This window comes from Sphingomonas sp. PEI4 (genome assembly GCF_056679955.1).
In genome coordinates, this window is the sequence record NZ_CM155258.1 from 1,487,542 (window position 1) to 1,500,228 (window position 12,687).

At 65.8% G+C, this 12,687-nt stretch carries 12 protein-coding genes; 5 read left to right on the top strand and 7 right to left on the bottom strand.

Annotated elements, in window-relative coordinates; genetic code table 11:
• Positions 1-43 precede the first annotated feature (43 nt).
• A complete protein-coding gene (locus AC1MLZ_RS06770) occupies positions 44-1,105 on the bottom strand; it encodes an SDR family oxidoreductase (RefSeq protein ID WP_480960956.1) in 1,062 nt (353 codons plus the stop codon).
• A gap of 120 nt (positions 1,106-1,225) precedes the next feature.
• On the opposite strand from AC1MLZ_RS06770, the gene AC1MLZ_RS06775 reads away from it, so the two are divergent.
• Together AC1MLZ_RS06775 and AC1MLZ_RS06780 are read left to right on the top strand one after the other, a co-directional pair.
• Positions 1,226-1,456 (top strand): hypothetical protein, encoded by a 231-nt coding sequence (locus AC1MLZ_RS06775; RefSeq protein WP_056047557.1) that lies wholly within the window; start codon positions 1,226-1,228, stop codon positions 1,454-1,456.
• 27 nt (positions 1,457-1,483) lie between these two features.
• On the top strand, positions 1,484-1,771 hold the full coding sequence (locus AC1MLZ_RS06780; RefSeq protein WP_480960957.1) for a hypothetical protein: 288 nt from the start codon (positions 1,484-1,486) through the stop codon (positions 1,769-1,771).
• A 153-nt stretch (positions 1,772-1,924) separates the two neighbouring features.
• Here AC1MLZ_RS06780 and zwf read toward each other — a convergent pair whose 3' ends face one another.
• The 4 genes from zwf to AC1MLZ_RS06800 form a co-directional block, all read right to left on the bottom strand.
• The gene (zwf, locus tag AC1MLZ_RS06785) at positions 1,925-3,427 is read right to left on the bottom strand and encodes a glucose-6-phosphate dehydrogenase (RefSeq protein WP_480960958.1); all 1,503 of its coding nucleotides are present in this window, start codon (positions 3,425-3,427) and stop codon (positions 1,925-1,927) included.
• An 83-nt stretch (positions 3,428-3,510) separates the two neighbouring features.
• The gene (locus AC1MLZ_RS06790; RefSeq protein ID WP_480960959.1) at positions 3,511-5,064 is read right to left on the bottom strand and encodes a cation:proton antiporter; all 1,554 of its coding nucleotides are present in this window, start codon (positions 5,062-5,064) and stop codon (positions 3,511-3,513) included.
• A 239-nt stretch (positions 5,065-5,303) separates the two neighbouring features.
• Positions 5,304-6,089, bottom strand: a complete 786-nt coding sequence (locus AC1MLZ_RS06795; protein ID WP_056047545.1) for a SapC family protein — start codon at positions 6,087-6,089, stop codon at positions 5,304-5,306.
• A 273-nt stretch (positions 6,090-6,362) separates the two neighbouring features.
• Positions 6,363-7,763 carry an FAD-binding oxidoreductase gene (locus AC1MLZ_RS06800; protein WP_480960960.1) on the bottom strand — a complete coding sequence of 467 codons (1,401 nt, stop codon included), beginning with the start codon at positions 7,761-7,763 and terminating at the stop codon, positions 6,363-6,365.
• A gap of 121 nt (positions 7,764-7,884) precedes the next feature.
• On the opposite strand from AC1MLZ_RS06800, the gene AC1MLZ_RS06805 reads away from it, so the two are divergent.
• The 3 genes from AC1MLZ_RS06805 to AC1MLZ_RS06815 all read left to right on the top strand — a co-directional run bounded on the left by AC1MLZ_RS06805 (position 7,885) and on the right by AC1MLZ_RS06815 (position 10,752).
• The gene (locus tag AC1MLZ_RS06805) at positions 7,885-8,352 is read left to right on the top strand and encodes a hypothetical protein (RefSeq protein WP_480960961.1); all 468 of its coding nucleotides are present in this window, start codon (positions 7,885-7,887) and stop codon (positions 8,350-8,352) included.
• Between the two features lie 199 nt (positions 8,353-8,551).
• Entirely contained in the window at positions 8,552-10,228 is a 1,677-nt protein-coding gene (locus AC1MLZ_RS06810) for a DEAD/DEAH box helicase (protein ID WP_480960962.1), read from the top strand.
• A gap of 5 nt (positions 10,229-10,233) precedes the next feature.
• Entirely contained in the window at positions 10,234-10,752 is a 519-nt protein-coding gene (locus AC1MLZ_RS06815; protein WP_480961482.1) for a thioredoxin family protein, read from the top strand.
• 278 nt (positions 10,753-11,030) lie between these two features.
• Here the strand turns inward: AC1MLZ_RS06815 and AC1MLZ_RS06820 are convergent, their stop codons facing one another.
• Positions 11,031-11,645: a glutathione S-transferase family protein gene (locus AC1MLZ_RS06820; protein WP_480960963.1), complete on the bottom strand. Its 615-nt coding sequence runs from the start codon at positions 11,643-11,645 to the stop codon at positions 11,031-11,033.
• A 147-nt stretch (positions 11,646-11,792) separates the two neighbouring features.
• Entirely contained in the window at positions 11,793-12,662 is an 870-nt protein-coding gene (locus AC1MLZ_RS06825) for a dienelactone hydrolase family protein (RefSeq protein ID WP_480960964.1), read from the bottom strand.
• Positions 12,663-12,687 lie beyond the last annotated feature (25 nt).

Here is a 12,687-nt window from a genome sequence, read left to right on the forward strand (position 1 = left end):
TCCCCCTGGCGGGGGAGGATCGCCGATGGTTCGCCCTAAAGGCTTACGGGATCAGACGGTCCGCGCGGAGTTGTTCGAACAGGTCGAAGAACGCGTCGTCGGTGGGCTGGTATTCCTTGAACCCGAGTCGGCGGCTCTTGCCCATGTCCGTCACCACCTCGATCGGGCGGCCGAGATCGGCGTCGGTGTGCCAGGGGGACGCTAGGCGGGACAGGTCCGCCTCGGCGAGGCCTTCGCGGGCGGCGATCTCGCGCCAGATGCCGGCGTCGTCGGCCATCTGCTCTTCTAGCGTCAGGACGGTACCGTCGAACGGTGCGGCCTCGATCCCGAACCATGCGGCAATCCGTTCCCACATCCAGCTCCAGCGGAAGACGTCGCCGTTGACGACGTTGAACGCCTGGTTGCGTGCCTTAGGCGTGGTCGCGGCCCAGATCAGGTGGTCGGCGAGCAGGCTGGCGCTGGTCATGTCGGTGAGGCCGTCCCACTGCGCGGCAGAGCCCGGGAAGCGGAACGGGCGGCCGGTCTCGCGACACAGAGTCGCGTAGACCGCGAGCGTGGTGCCCATGTTCATCGCATTGCCGACCGCCTTGCCGATGATCGTATGCGGGCGGTGGACGCTCCAGCCGAAGCCGTCGCGCTCCGCCGCCTCGAACACGGCGTCTTCCTGCGCGTAGTAGAAATTCTCGACCTCCAGGCGGCCCTGCTCCTCGCGGAACGGGGTCTGCGGGAGAGCGCCCTTGCCGTAGGATTCGAACGGTCCGAGGTAATGCTTCAGGCCCGTCACCAGCGCGACGTGGCCGACGCTGCCGGCGGGCGACAACGCGCCGAGCAGGTTGCGGACCATGCCGCCGTTGACGCGGATGTTCTCCGCCTCGCTGTCCTGACGCGACCAGGTGGCGATGAAGACTGCATCGGGCCTGATGCCGGTCAGTGCAGCTTCCAGGCTGCTTGGGTCCTGCAAGTCGGCGGCGACGGGTTGCACGCCCTCCTGTTCAGTCGGGCGCCGCGCGAGTCCGTGGACGGTCCAGCCCGACTTCACCAACGCCGCCGCGGTCGCGCTGCCGACGATTCCGCTCGTTCCCACTACCAATGCCGTCTTGGCCATATGCAATTCCCGTAATTTTTGACGATCTGTTCCCGTCCCAAACGCGCCGCAATTTGGAAGGGATCCACCGCGGGCCGTTTGCGGTGGCGGCGGGCGGGCGATTGTCGCTATGGGGCGCGGATGACTGCATCGGATCTCCAGAGCCTGTTCGTGACCAATCTCGTCCGGTACAATAGCGGCGACCGGCGGCGGTGGCGGCTGATCGTCGGCGACGTGAAGGTCTACAGCCTCGCGACGCACGCGCATTGCAACTGGGCGGTGACGCCGTCGGGCAGCGCGAGCGAGGTGGACGCGGTCGAGCGGCTGGCGGACCGGCTGCGCGAGGATCACCCTATCATCACTGCCGGCTGACGGTCTTTATCTACGCAGGAGTTAAATATGGCGAAGCAATATTGGGCGCAGATCATCGAGCTCGATGAAGAGATGACGGGGGCGACGATCCCCGGCGCGACCGATCATGAAGATGCTGCCGACTCGCTGGTGGCGGATTTCGTCGGCGCGATGGGCGGCGAGATCACAGAGGGCGCGGTCCGCGTCTGGGTGCAGGGCGGGGTCGAGAAGGTCTACGACTGGAAGGCCGACTTCACGATGCCCGACATGGACGAGATGGGCGACGAGGACGAGATGGAGGTCGAGGGCGAGATCGAGCTGACCGAGCGGGTTTGACCTGGGGCGGCTTCTAAGTAAGTGCACCACCCCGGCGAAGGCCGGGGCCCAATTGGCAAGGTCGGCGTAATTGAGCACCGCCCTTCGTTAGCGACGTCCCCCCAATTGGGCCCCGGCCTTCGCCGGGGTGTGGTTCAAGCCAGGGTGGTCATTTTAGGAAGGCACGGTACGACCCGCCGGAGCCAGTTCGTGCCATTCGTGATCGTCATGCGCCAGGAGGGCATCCGCCGCAGCGGGTCCCAGCGTGCCAGCCTCGTAGGGCTCCGGCATTCCCGCGTCATGCGCCCATAGGTCGAGGAACGGCTGCACCGCGGCCCAACCCGCCTCGATCGCGTCCGCGCGCTGGAACAGCGTCTGATCGCCGACGAACAGGTCGTAGATCAGCGACTCGTACCCGGTCAGGTGACCGATATCGAACGCATCGGCGTAGCGGAAATCGAGCGCGATCGGTGCGGTCGCCACTTCCAGGCCGGGACGCTTGATGTTGATGTCCATACTCAGCCCCTCGTCGGGCTGGATCTGGATGATCAGGCGGTTGGGCGGGAGCATGTCCGCTGGGGCGCCCGGGAACGACGCGAACGGCACCGGCTTGAAGGTGATCGCGATCTCGGTATCACGACACGTCATCGCCTTGCCGGTGCGCAGGTAGAACGGCACGCCCGCCCAGCGCCACGTGTCGACCATCAGCTTCAGCGCGACATAGGTTTCGGTCCGGCTGTCGGGCGCGACGTTGGGGCTGGCGGTATAGTCGGGGACGTCGATACCCTTTACCTTCCCGGCCATATACTGCCCGCGGACGCCGTTCCGCTTCGCCTTGCCAGGCGAATAGACGCGGACGGCTTTCAGAACCTTGCCCTTCTCGTTGCGGATCGCCTCGGCGTCGAAGCTCGCGGGCGGCTCCATCGCGACCATTGCGAGCAGCTGGAACAGGTGGTTCGGCACCATGTCGCGGAGCGCGCCGGTCGCGTCGTAGAACTTGCCGCGGGTGCCGACGTCGACCGTCTCGGCGGCGGTGATCTGGACGTGGGCGATGCAATCCGAGTTCCAGACGCGCTCGATCATCATGTTCGCGAACCGCGCGGTCATGATGTTCTGCACGGTTTCCTTGCCGAGGAAATGGTCGATCCGGTAGACCTGCGCCTCGCTGATCTTCGACAGGATACGCGCGTTCAGGGCCTGCGCGGAGGCCAGGTCATGCCCGAACGGCTTCTCGATCGCGATGCGGCGGAAGGCGTGCGGGGCTTCCGTCATCAGGCCGTGGTCCGCGAGCTTGTCGACGATATCGCCGAAGAACTTGGCCGGCACCGCAAAGTAGAACGCGACGTTGCCGGTCACGCGCGCTTTCAGTCGCTCGTAGACGTCGTCATGCGTGAAATCGCCCTGGAGATAGCCGACGCGGTCCTTGAGCCGTGCCCAGGCGTCACCCTTCTCGACGGCCCCCTCGCCTCCCTTCGCATCGAAATTGCCGAGCGCCTCGCGCAACGACTGGTCGTTCCCCTCGTCGATGCCGACGCCGAGCACGTGGAAATCGTTACCGACGAGTCCGAGCCGGGTCATGTTGATCAACGCCGGCATCAGCAGGCGGCGGGTCAGGTCACCGAAAGCGCCGAAGATCACGAGCGTCGTCGGCGGTGCGGGCTTGACGGATTTGCTCACGAAGACGCCTCGGACATGGATCGACCCTTTCTACGGTGGTTCCTTCAAACCACGTAGCGCGTGTCGATGTTCCCCGCACGCCGTCAGGTCGCGGTGAGGATATTGTCTCCGAACGCACGCGCGTCGACTTCTGCCCAATCGAGTTCCTCCTGGAGGCGGCGATAGACGTCCTCGGCCACCTCGCCCTTGTCACGCATTTCGTGGAGCACGACGCGTTGGCAGGCGATCATTTCAAGGTGGAGTTCGTCGAATTCGGAGGTCGCCTGCGGATCGTCGGCCTCGGCGGTGACCTTGCCCGCCGCGCCGTAACGGAAGCGCAGCGCGTCCGCCGCCTTGCCTGCGCGCGCCGGCAGGACCGCGAGGCCTACGTCGATCAGCCGCTTGCGCGCAGGAGCAATCTCGTCGGCAAGTCCGGTATCCGCACCGAGATTGAGACGGCGGATCAGCGGGCCGAGTGTGAGCCCTTGCAGCACGAGCGTACCGATCACAACGCCGAACGCCGCCAGCACTATCAGGTCGCGGCCCGGCACCGATCGTGGCAGCGCGAACGCGGTCGCCAGCGTCAGCAGACCTCGCATACCCGACCAGGACAGAATGATCGACGCGTTCCACGGCGGCGGCTTGGGCAGCCAGGACGGCGCGTACCGGTCGGCGATCACGCCTTCGACGAAGCGCACGAAGAACACCCACGCAACGCGCGTGACCAGCACGGTCGCCAGAACCGCGGCGGCGAACCCGATCGCAGACCAGCGCTCGGCGGCGGGCAGGCCGACCAGCACGTCGCGCGATTGCAGCCCCATCAGCGCAAACGCGATGATGTTGAGGACGAGCACCGCCGCAGACCAGACCGCCGAGCTCTGCAATCGGTCACGCGCCGGTTGGCCTATCGGGCGACGCTGCGACACGATCATCCCGAACGTGACGACCGCGAGCACGGGAGAGATGTGCAACCGCTCGGCGAGCAGCCAAATGCCGAACGTCACTGCGAAATCGGCGAGGCTCGCGCCGAGCGTGCCGGCGAACAACGGCGCGACGCGGAGATAGAGCCACGACGCAACGGCTCCGAATATGATCCCGCCCGGCACCGCGGCGGCGAGCGCGAGCGGCGTCACCGGCGTGTCGGAATGCGTCGCGAACGCCACCGCGAGCCCGAACAGCAGCAGCGCCGTGGCGTCGTTGAGGAGGCTCTCGCCCTGAAGCAGCAACAAGCCCCGACGCGGAATGCCGACTTCGCCCAGCACCGCTTCCGAAGCGGCGGCGTCGGGCGGCGCGACGATCGCCCCCAGCGCGAACGCGGCGGCGAGCGGCAGGCCACCAAGCGTCATGCCGACCAGCGCGACCATCGCCGCCGTCAAGAGCACGGCGAATACCGCGAGGCTCAGAAGCGGGAACCAGTACCGCCGCAAGGCGCGAGGACTGGTGTGATAGGCGGCATGAAGCAGGGCGGGTGCGATGAACAATGCCAGCACCAGACGCGGTTCGACCGTGATCTGCGGCGCAAACGGCAACGCCGCAAAGCCGATCCCGGCCGCCGCCAGCAAGGTAGGATAGGGCACGTTCAACTTGCGCGCGAGGACCAGCAGGACCAGCGCGGCGAGCAGGATCGCGTCGAGGCTTTCGAATAATTCCACGGGCACGCAACGGGTGGGAAGAGCGGACGGGCCCGCCGCATCGCGCAGGTCAAAAAAAACCACCCCGTGCATGTCGCACGGAGTGGCCTAGGTTCAGGGAGGAGGTACGCTAGAAGCGTACCGTACGGCGCCGCGAAAGGGGGGGACACGATGCCGTACAGGACCTAAATGGGTGAGCGCCGTTTTGGTTCAACCCCTGCTGCACCGCACCCCAAATAATTTTCGCGATGTCGTGGTTCTGGTCGTCAGACGTTGAACTGCGCGGGTGCCGGCATCTGCTGCTGCGGCGTCATGCCGAGCTGCGCCTGGCGTGCGAAGATGTCGCGCATCAGCGACAGCGAGAACAGGTGCGCGTAGAGCAGCGGCAGCATGCCCGACTTGCTCATCTTGCGCAGCGCATCGCCGCGCAGGTCGATCAGCTTTTCCTCGTTGATCATCTGGAAACCGCGATAGACGAAGGGCTGGTCCGCGCCGTCGGGCTGGATCGTGACTTCGCCGTCCATCAGCAGCTCGAGCTCGCGCAGTTCGTTCATGAAGTTCTGCGTGCGGGCGCCTGCCTGTTCGAACGATTCGTTGAAACCGAGGATGTTCTTGGTCAGCTCGGTTGGCTGGCCGTTCTCGAACAGCGCATCTCCGTCCTCGAAGTCGCCGATCGCCTGCGAGGTGGGGTCGAAGCAGAGCGACAGCTCCTGCGCATCGGGATGCAGGCGGGCGAGCATGTACGGGTAGCGGCGGACGTACGCCGGCACGTAGAAGGTGTTCTCGGTCAGCTTGCCGTCTTCGCCGACGAACACGTTGACGCCCTCGTTCAGGCCCATCAGCGCGAGCGGGATCGCGTCGTCACCGACCGAGAAGACGATCGGCATGTGACGCTGGACCAGCGGGAACTCGTCGACGGTGATCGGGATCGCGTGCTGGCCGACCAGGAACGGCGCGCTGTCCTGCGGGCGGACCTTGTAGTTGGCGTGCGTGTCGCTCGAGAGCGGCTCAAGGCCGTTATAGAAAAGCGGAAGCTGGGCGGTGCTGGCCATGTTACTCTCCGGATCGGTCGGTCGAAATGCCGGTGGCTCATGCCACCGATTGGGGCGAGGCTCTATGGTGCGCCGGGCGGGCGTGCAAGTGTGACGCGCTTTTCGAGAGTCGGACACGACCGGTCTATCTTCAATCCTCCCCCGCAAGGGGGAGGTGGCTGGCACTTGCCAGACGGAGGGGGAGGTCAGCGACAACCTCTGTTCCGTGTCCTCCCCCTCCGTCGCTGCGCGCCACCTCCCCCTGGCGGGGGAGGATCGTTTTAACGGTTCGCGCTAGACGAGCTTGCCGGGGTTGAGGATGTTGAGCGGATCGAGTGCGGCCTTGATCGCCCTGAGCGCGGTCATGCGGGCGGGCGACGAGAGGCGTTCGAGTTCGTCGCGCTTCATCTGGCCGATGCCGTGCTCCGCAGAGATCGAGCCGCCGGCCGCCGTCACGAGGTCGCCGACGAAGCGGGTGACGACCGGCGCGTCCTCGGCATACCAGCGGGCGGGGTCGGTGCCGGGTGCGGCGCGGACGTGGAAATGGACGTTGCCGTCGCCGAGATGGCCGAAGCCGCTGGCATGCGTGCCGGGAAAGCGCGCGTCGCACGCCGCCGCTGCCTCGATCATGAAACGGGGCATTGTCTCGACCGGGATCGAGATATCGTGCTGCGTCGCGGGGCCGAGCGCGCGTTCGGCGGCGGAGAGCGAGTCGCGGAGCAGCCAGAACGCGGTGGACTGGGTTTCGCTGGTGGCGATCGTCGCGTCTTCGATGGCGCCGTCTTCGAGGGCTTTGCCGAGCAGGCGTTCCAGGAGCGCGGCGGGGGATTCGCCTTCGGTGGTGGCGGAGGTTGCCTCGATCAGGAGGTGCCAGGGATGGCGGCCGACGAGGGGCGCGCGGGCGTTCGGGAGATGCGCGATAGCGGCGTCGAGGGATTCGGCGGGGAGTATCTCGAAGCTTTCGATCGCATCGGTCTTGGCCTGCATCGTGCGGAGGAGCTTGAGCGCTGCCTGGGGCGACGCGATGCCGACCCAGGCCGTGCCGCGCGCCGCGATCGCGGGGGCCAGGCGGAGGGTGGCGGCGGTGACGATCGCCAGCGTGCCTTCCGCGCCGATAAAGAGCTGGTCGAGATCGTAGCCGCGATTGTCCTTCTTGAGCGCGGACAAGCCGTCGTGGATCGTGCCATCGGCGAGCACCGCCTCGACGCCCGCGACGAGGCCGCGCATCGTGCCGAACTTGAGCACCTGCGTGCCGCCGGCGTTGGTCGAGACGAGACCGCCGATCGTCGCCGTGCCTCGTGCGCCGAGCGTCAGAGGAAAGCGCCATCCCTGCCCTTGCGCGGCGCCGTCGAGGTCGGCGAGGATCACGCCCGCTTCCGCGATCGCAAGACCGGCGTCGGTATCGAGGCTGCGGATGTGGTTCAGGCGACGCAGCGACAGGATCAGCGCGCTGCCGTCCGCCGGAGCGGTCGCGCCGCCTACCATCGAGGTGTTCCCGCCTTGCGCGACCAGTGGCACGCGGTGTTCGGCGGCGGCCGCGACGATCATCGCGACCTCGGCGGTCGAGGTCGGCGCGAGCAGCGCAGGCGCAGCGCCGTGGAAACGGCCACGCCAGTCGTGCAGCCAGGGATCGATATCGGCGGGGTCGGTGACGATCGCCTTTGCGTCGAGCCGAGGCGAAAGGGATTCGAGCATCGCGGTTTGCGAAGGCGTCAGGGTTGCTGTCTGAATTTCGGCCACGGATGAAGCGCTAGACAAAATTCATCCCGCGTTCAACGATTGGCCCTAACGGTGCCTCACCCATGATCCAGCCAGTATGATTCATCCCGCGATTCCCGCCACCCTGCTCGCGCTTGCGAGCCCCTTCGCTGCGGCTATGCGCGATGTCCCGCAGCCTCGGTTCGCGCTGGACGGCCTGCAGGTCGCGCAGATCTCGATCCACCAACGCGTCATCATCCGCGTGCCCCGGATGAGCCGGGCGCCTGCGCGGACCTTCTCGCCGCCGCGGGAGTGGAAGGAGCATAAGGGCCCCAAATGCATCGCGGTCGCCGAGATCGCCGGCGCGATGCTCAACAAGGACGGCGCGGTCGACCTGGTGATGGACGATACGACCCGGTTGCGCGCGCGGCTCGACGGCGACTGCAAGCCACTCGATTATTATTCGGGGTTCTATTTGCGGCCGGGCGCGGACGGGATGATCTGCAAGGACCGTGACGCGATCCGGATGCGATCGGGTGCGCGATGCGAGATCGAGGGGTTCAAGAGTTTGCGGGCGAAGAAGTAGCGGGGTCCAGCCAGTCGCGCGTATGGCGGACGCCGTCTCACCCAACCCCGTCATCCTGACGAAATTTTTGCGGAAATATGTTGTCAGCCGCCCTCATCACCCTCGCTTCACCGCGTTTCCTTGACATTTGTCGCTAAATCGGCGAGCGCCGGAACGCTTGAGGGCAGTGCATTTCACCCTCTATTTACCGGACATTTGCATGAGTTTTGCCGATCTCGGCCTCTCCGACGAACTGCTGAAGGCAGTCACCGACTCCGGCTATACCGAGCCGACGCCGATCCAGGCCGGGGCGATCCCGTCCGTGCTGATGATGCGCGACATCATCGGCATCGCCCAGACGGGCACCGGCAAGACCGCGTCGTTCGTGCTGCCGATGATCGACATCCTCGCGCATGGCCGCAGCCGCGCACGCATGCCGCGCTCGCTGATCCTCGAGCCGACGCGCGAACTTGCCGCGCAGGTGGCGGAGAATTTCGAGAAATACGGGGTGAACTCGAACCTCTCGATGGCGCTGCTGATCGGTGGCGTGTCGATGGGCGACCAGCTCGCCGCACTCGAAAAGGGCGTCGACGTCCTGATCGCGACGCCGGGCCGGCTCATGGACCTGTTCGGGCGCGGCAAGATCATGCTCAACGGCTGTTCGCTGCTAGTGATCGACGAGGCGGACCGGATGCTCGACATGGGCTTCATCCCCGACATCGAGGAAATCTGCACCAAGCTGCCGAAACAGCGCCAGACACTGCTGTTCTCGGCGACGATGCCGCCGCCGATCAAGAAGCTGGCGGACAAGTTCCTGACCAATCCCAAGATGATCGAGGTGTCGCGCCCGGCGTCGACCAACCTCAACATCAAGCAGTATCTGGTGCCGGTGGCGAGCCAGGCCGCCAAGCGCGACACGTTGCGTCGGATTCTGGCGCAGGAAGAGGTGACGAACGCGATCATCTTCTGCAACCGCAAAACGACGGTGCGCGACCTGAACAAGGTGCTGAAGCAGGCGGGCTACAAGTCGGGCGAGATCCACGGCGACATGGAACAGCCGCAGCGGCTGGCCGAACTGGAACTGTTCAAGTCGGGCGCGGTGACGATCCTGGTCGCGTCGGACGTTGCGGCGCGCGGGCTCGACATCAAGGGTGTGTCGACGGTGTTCAACTATGACGCGCCGTGGCATCCTGACGATTATGTCCACCGGATCGGGCGGACGGGTCGCGCGGGGGCGACGGGGACGGCGTACACGTTCGTCGCGCCGGACGATTCCGAGAATATCGTCAATATCGAGAAGCTTACCGGCCAGACGATCGAACGGTTGAAGGTTGCCGAGCCGAAGACTGCTGCGGTTGCCGTCGAGGCCGATGAGAATGCGCCACGTGGCGATCGGTCGCGGAGCCGTCGCAGGGGGCGTTCTGAGGATGCGGCTCCGGTCGCGGTTGCGGAGGAGGCTGGTCGCGAGCGGCCGCGGACTCGCCGCGTACCGCGCGAAGACACGGTGGCGCCGGCGATCGTCGCCGAGGTGCTGGCGGCTGTCGAGCCGGTGGCGGTTGCCAAGCGCCCGCGCTGGGAACGGACGCCGATCGACGAGCCCGTGCCTGCGGTAAAGCCGCGCGTTGCGGAGGCGGTACGCGTCGAGCCCGTGCAGGTTGAACCGGCCTATGTGGAACCGGTTCGCGCCGCGCCCGTTCAGTCGGAGCCGGTTCGTTCGGAACCCGTTCAGTCGGAACCTGTGCGTCCCGAAGCGACAAAGGTCGAACCCGCGCGATCGGTGCGCATTCCCGCGGAACCGAACCGCGGTCGTCGTGAACCTGTCGTCGACGCGCCGGAGGAGGGCTGGAACGGACCGTTCCCGAGCTTCCTCAATGCCGTAATCGGAGGATATGAATGAAGTCGATGCGCCGTATCGCTGCCCTTGCCTTGCTCGCCATTGCGGTGGCCGCACCGGCTGCGCCTCGCGCAAAAGTCGTGGCGCCTCACGTCAATACGGCGAGCTTCGCCAAGCTGCCGCAGCCCTTGCCGCTGCCCTATGACGAGGCGGCGAACGCCAATGCACAGGTCGCCGCTGCGCGTGCGCGCGCCCTGAAGACGCACAAGCGGTTGCTGATCGATCTTGGCGGCAACTGGTGCCTCGACTGCCGGTTGCTCGCCGGAACGATCGACCTGCCGGAGATGAAGCGGTTCGTGGACAGCAAGTTCGTGGTCGTCACGGTCGATATCGGCCGGTTCGACAAGAACGGGCAAATCGCCGCGAGATACGGCATCAAGGGGCGCCTGAAGGGCGTGCCGGCGGTGCTGATCGTCGATCCGCGCAGCAACAAGTTGCTGAACGCGGGGCATGAGACCGAATTGGCGGATGCGCGGTCGATGGGCCCGCAGGCGCTGGCCGACTGGCTGGCGAAGTGGGCGGCTTGATCGGCCTTCACTAAAGAACGCGTTGGCAGGGTCGGTCTTGATCGGGTCTTCGCGTCGCGCTGACGCGGTGCCTATACCTATTGCCGCCTCAGGCGTCCCTCCCCCGATGCACGGAATTTGCCTCGGGATCCGACCTATTTCCGTCGTCATCCTGACGAAAGTCAGGAGCCAGGATACCAGGCGGTGTGCGCATGGCTCTGGATCCTGAATTTCGTCAGAATGACGGATCTCGGCGGGAGAGGGCTGTGGATGAGACCGGTGTGACCTATCGGTCGGTCTTAGGCGGCAGCCGCGATCAGCGCGTCGTCCAACGCCCCTGCCCTGAGATAGGCCGGACGTTCGGTCAGACGCGCGGCATAGTCGGCGAACGCGTCCCGTTTGGGTAACGAGCCGAACTGCAGGCCGAACAGGATCTGCGACCCGACATACACATCGGCCGCGGTGAAGCGATTGCCGGCGATGAAAGGATGCGCGGATACGGCGCGTTCCAAAACGTCCACGACGGCATCGAAGCTGCCATAGCCGACCATCCGCTGTTGCGTGTCGGTGGGGACGACGCCGAGCGAACGGTTGGTGACCGCGGATTCGACCGGGCCGGCTGCGTAGAACAACCAGCGATAATAGTCGGCGCGCTCTTCGTCGCGCGGTGCAAGGCCGGCCTCGGGAAACGCTTCGGCGAGATATGCGCAAATCGCCGCACATTCGGTGATGGTCTTGCCGTGGTGGACGATCGCGGGGACCTTGCCCATCGGGTTGATCGACAGATATGCTTCGGACTTCATCGCCGAGGCATAATCGAGCACGACCGTCTCATAGTCGGCGCCGACCTCTTCGAGCATCCACCGGGCGATCCGGCCGCGCGACATCGGGTTGGTGTACAGGGTCAGCGTCATGGACTTTTCCTTGGAACGAATCGCGAACGAAGGTCACATGGAGAGAGGGTGCGGTCAAGCGTCTGGCTGGCGAAGTAAGTTTGTTCTCCCGCGAAGGCGGGAGAACAAGGAAGTGGAACGATAGGTTCAGTTACTAGCCCCGCCCCCTTACACGAGCGCCTTGTCGAACAGCGTGAGCATGCGCGCCCAGGCCTTGTCCGCCTGGACCGGGTTGTAGACCTTGGAGTCGGGCGGGCACCAGCCGTGCATCGTGCCTTCGTAGACTTCGATCTCGGCGGGGAGTTTGGCTGCAGCGAAAGCTGTGCGGAGCGTGTCCTTGTCGGTCGGTGCGCGCGCGTCGTCGTTGGCGGCGATCGCGATGAGGTATTGCGCCCTCATCTGTGGGATCAGGAGGTGCGGGCTGTCGGGCTTGTCGGTGACGAAGCCGCCGCCGTGGAAGGTGGCGGCTGCGCGGATGCGGTTCGAAACCGCCGCTGCGGTGCGCATGACCATCGGGCCGCCCATGCAATAGCCCGTAGTGGCCAGCCCACGTTTGCGATCGACCTGCGGTTGCGCGTCGATGAAGGCGGTAAACGCCTTGGCGTCGCGGACCGTGCCTTCGGACGTAAGCGCGTCGCGGAACGGCGCGATGCGGGCGCGGACTGCCGGTTGATCGTAGGATTCGCCGGGCTTCAGGAACGGTGCCTTGGTCGAGCGGTAGAACTGGTTGACGACCAGCACCGCATAGCCCGATTGCGCGAGCCGGTCGGCCATCTGGCGGAAGGCGGGGCGCAGGCCCATGATGTCGGGCCAGATCAGCACGCCGGGATGCTTGCCAGTGGCGGGCGCGACGAAATAGGCGTCGGCCTTGCCGTCGGGCGTGGCGATCGCGACGTCGCGGCCCTTGATGACCGCGGCATTGGCGGGCGCGGGCAAGAGCATCGTCAGGCCCATCGCGCCGGTCATAACGCCGAACTGGCGGCGCGAGACGCCGGCCAGATAGGCTGCGTTATCGTCTGCGGTATGCTCGTCGCACATGGGCCTATCCTCTTGAATTTGGCCG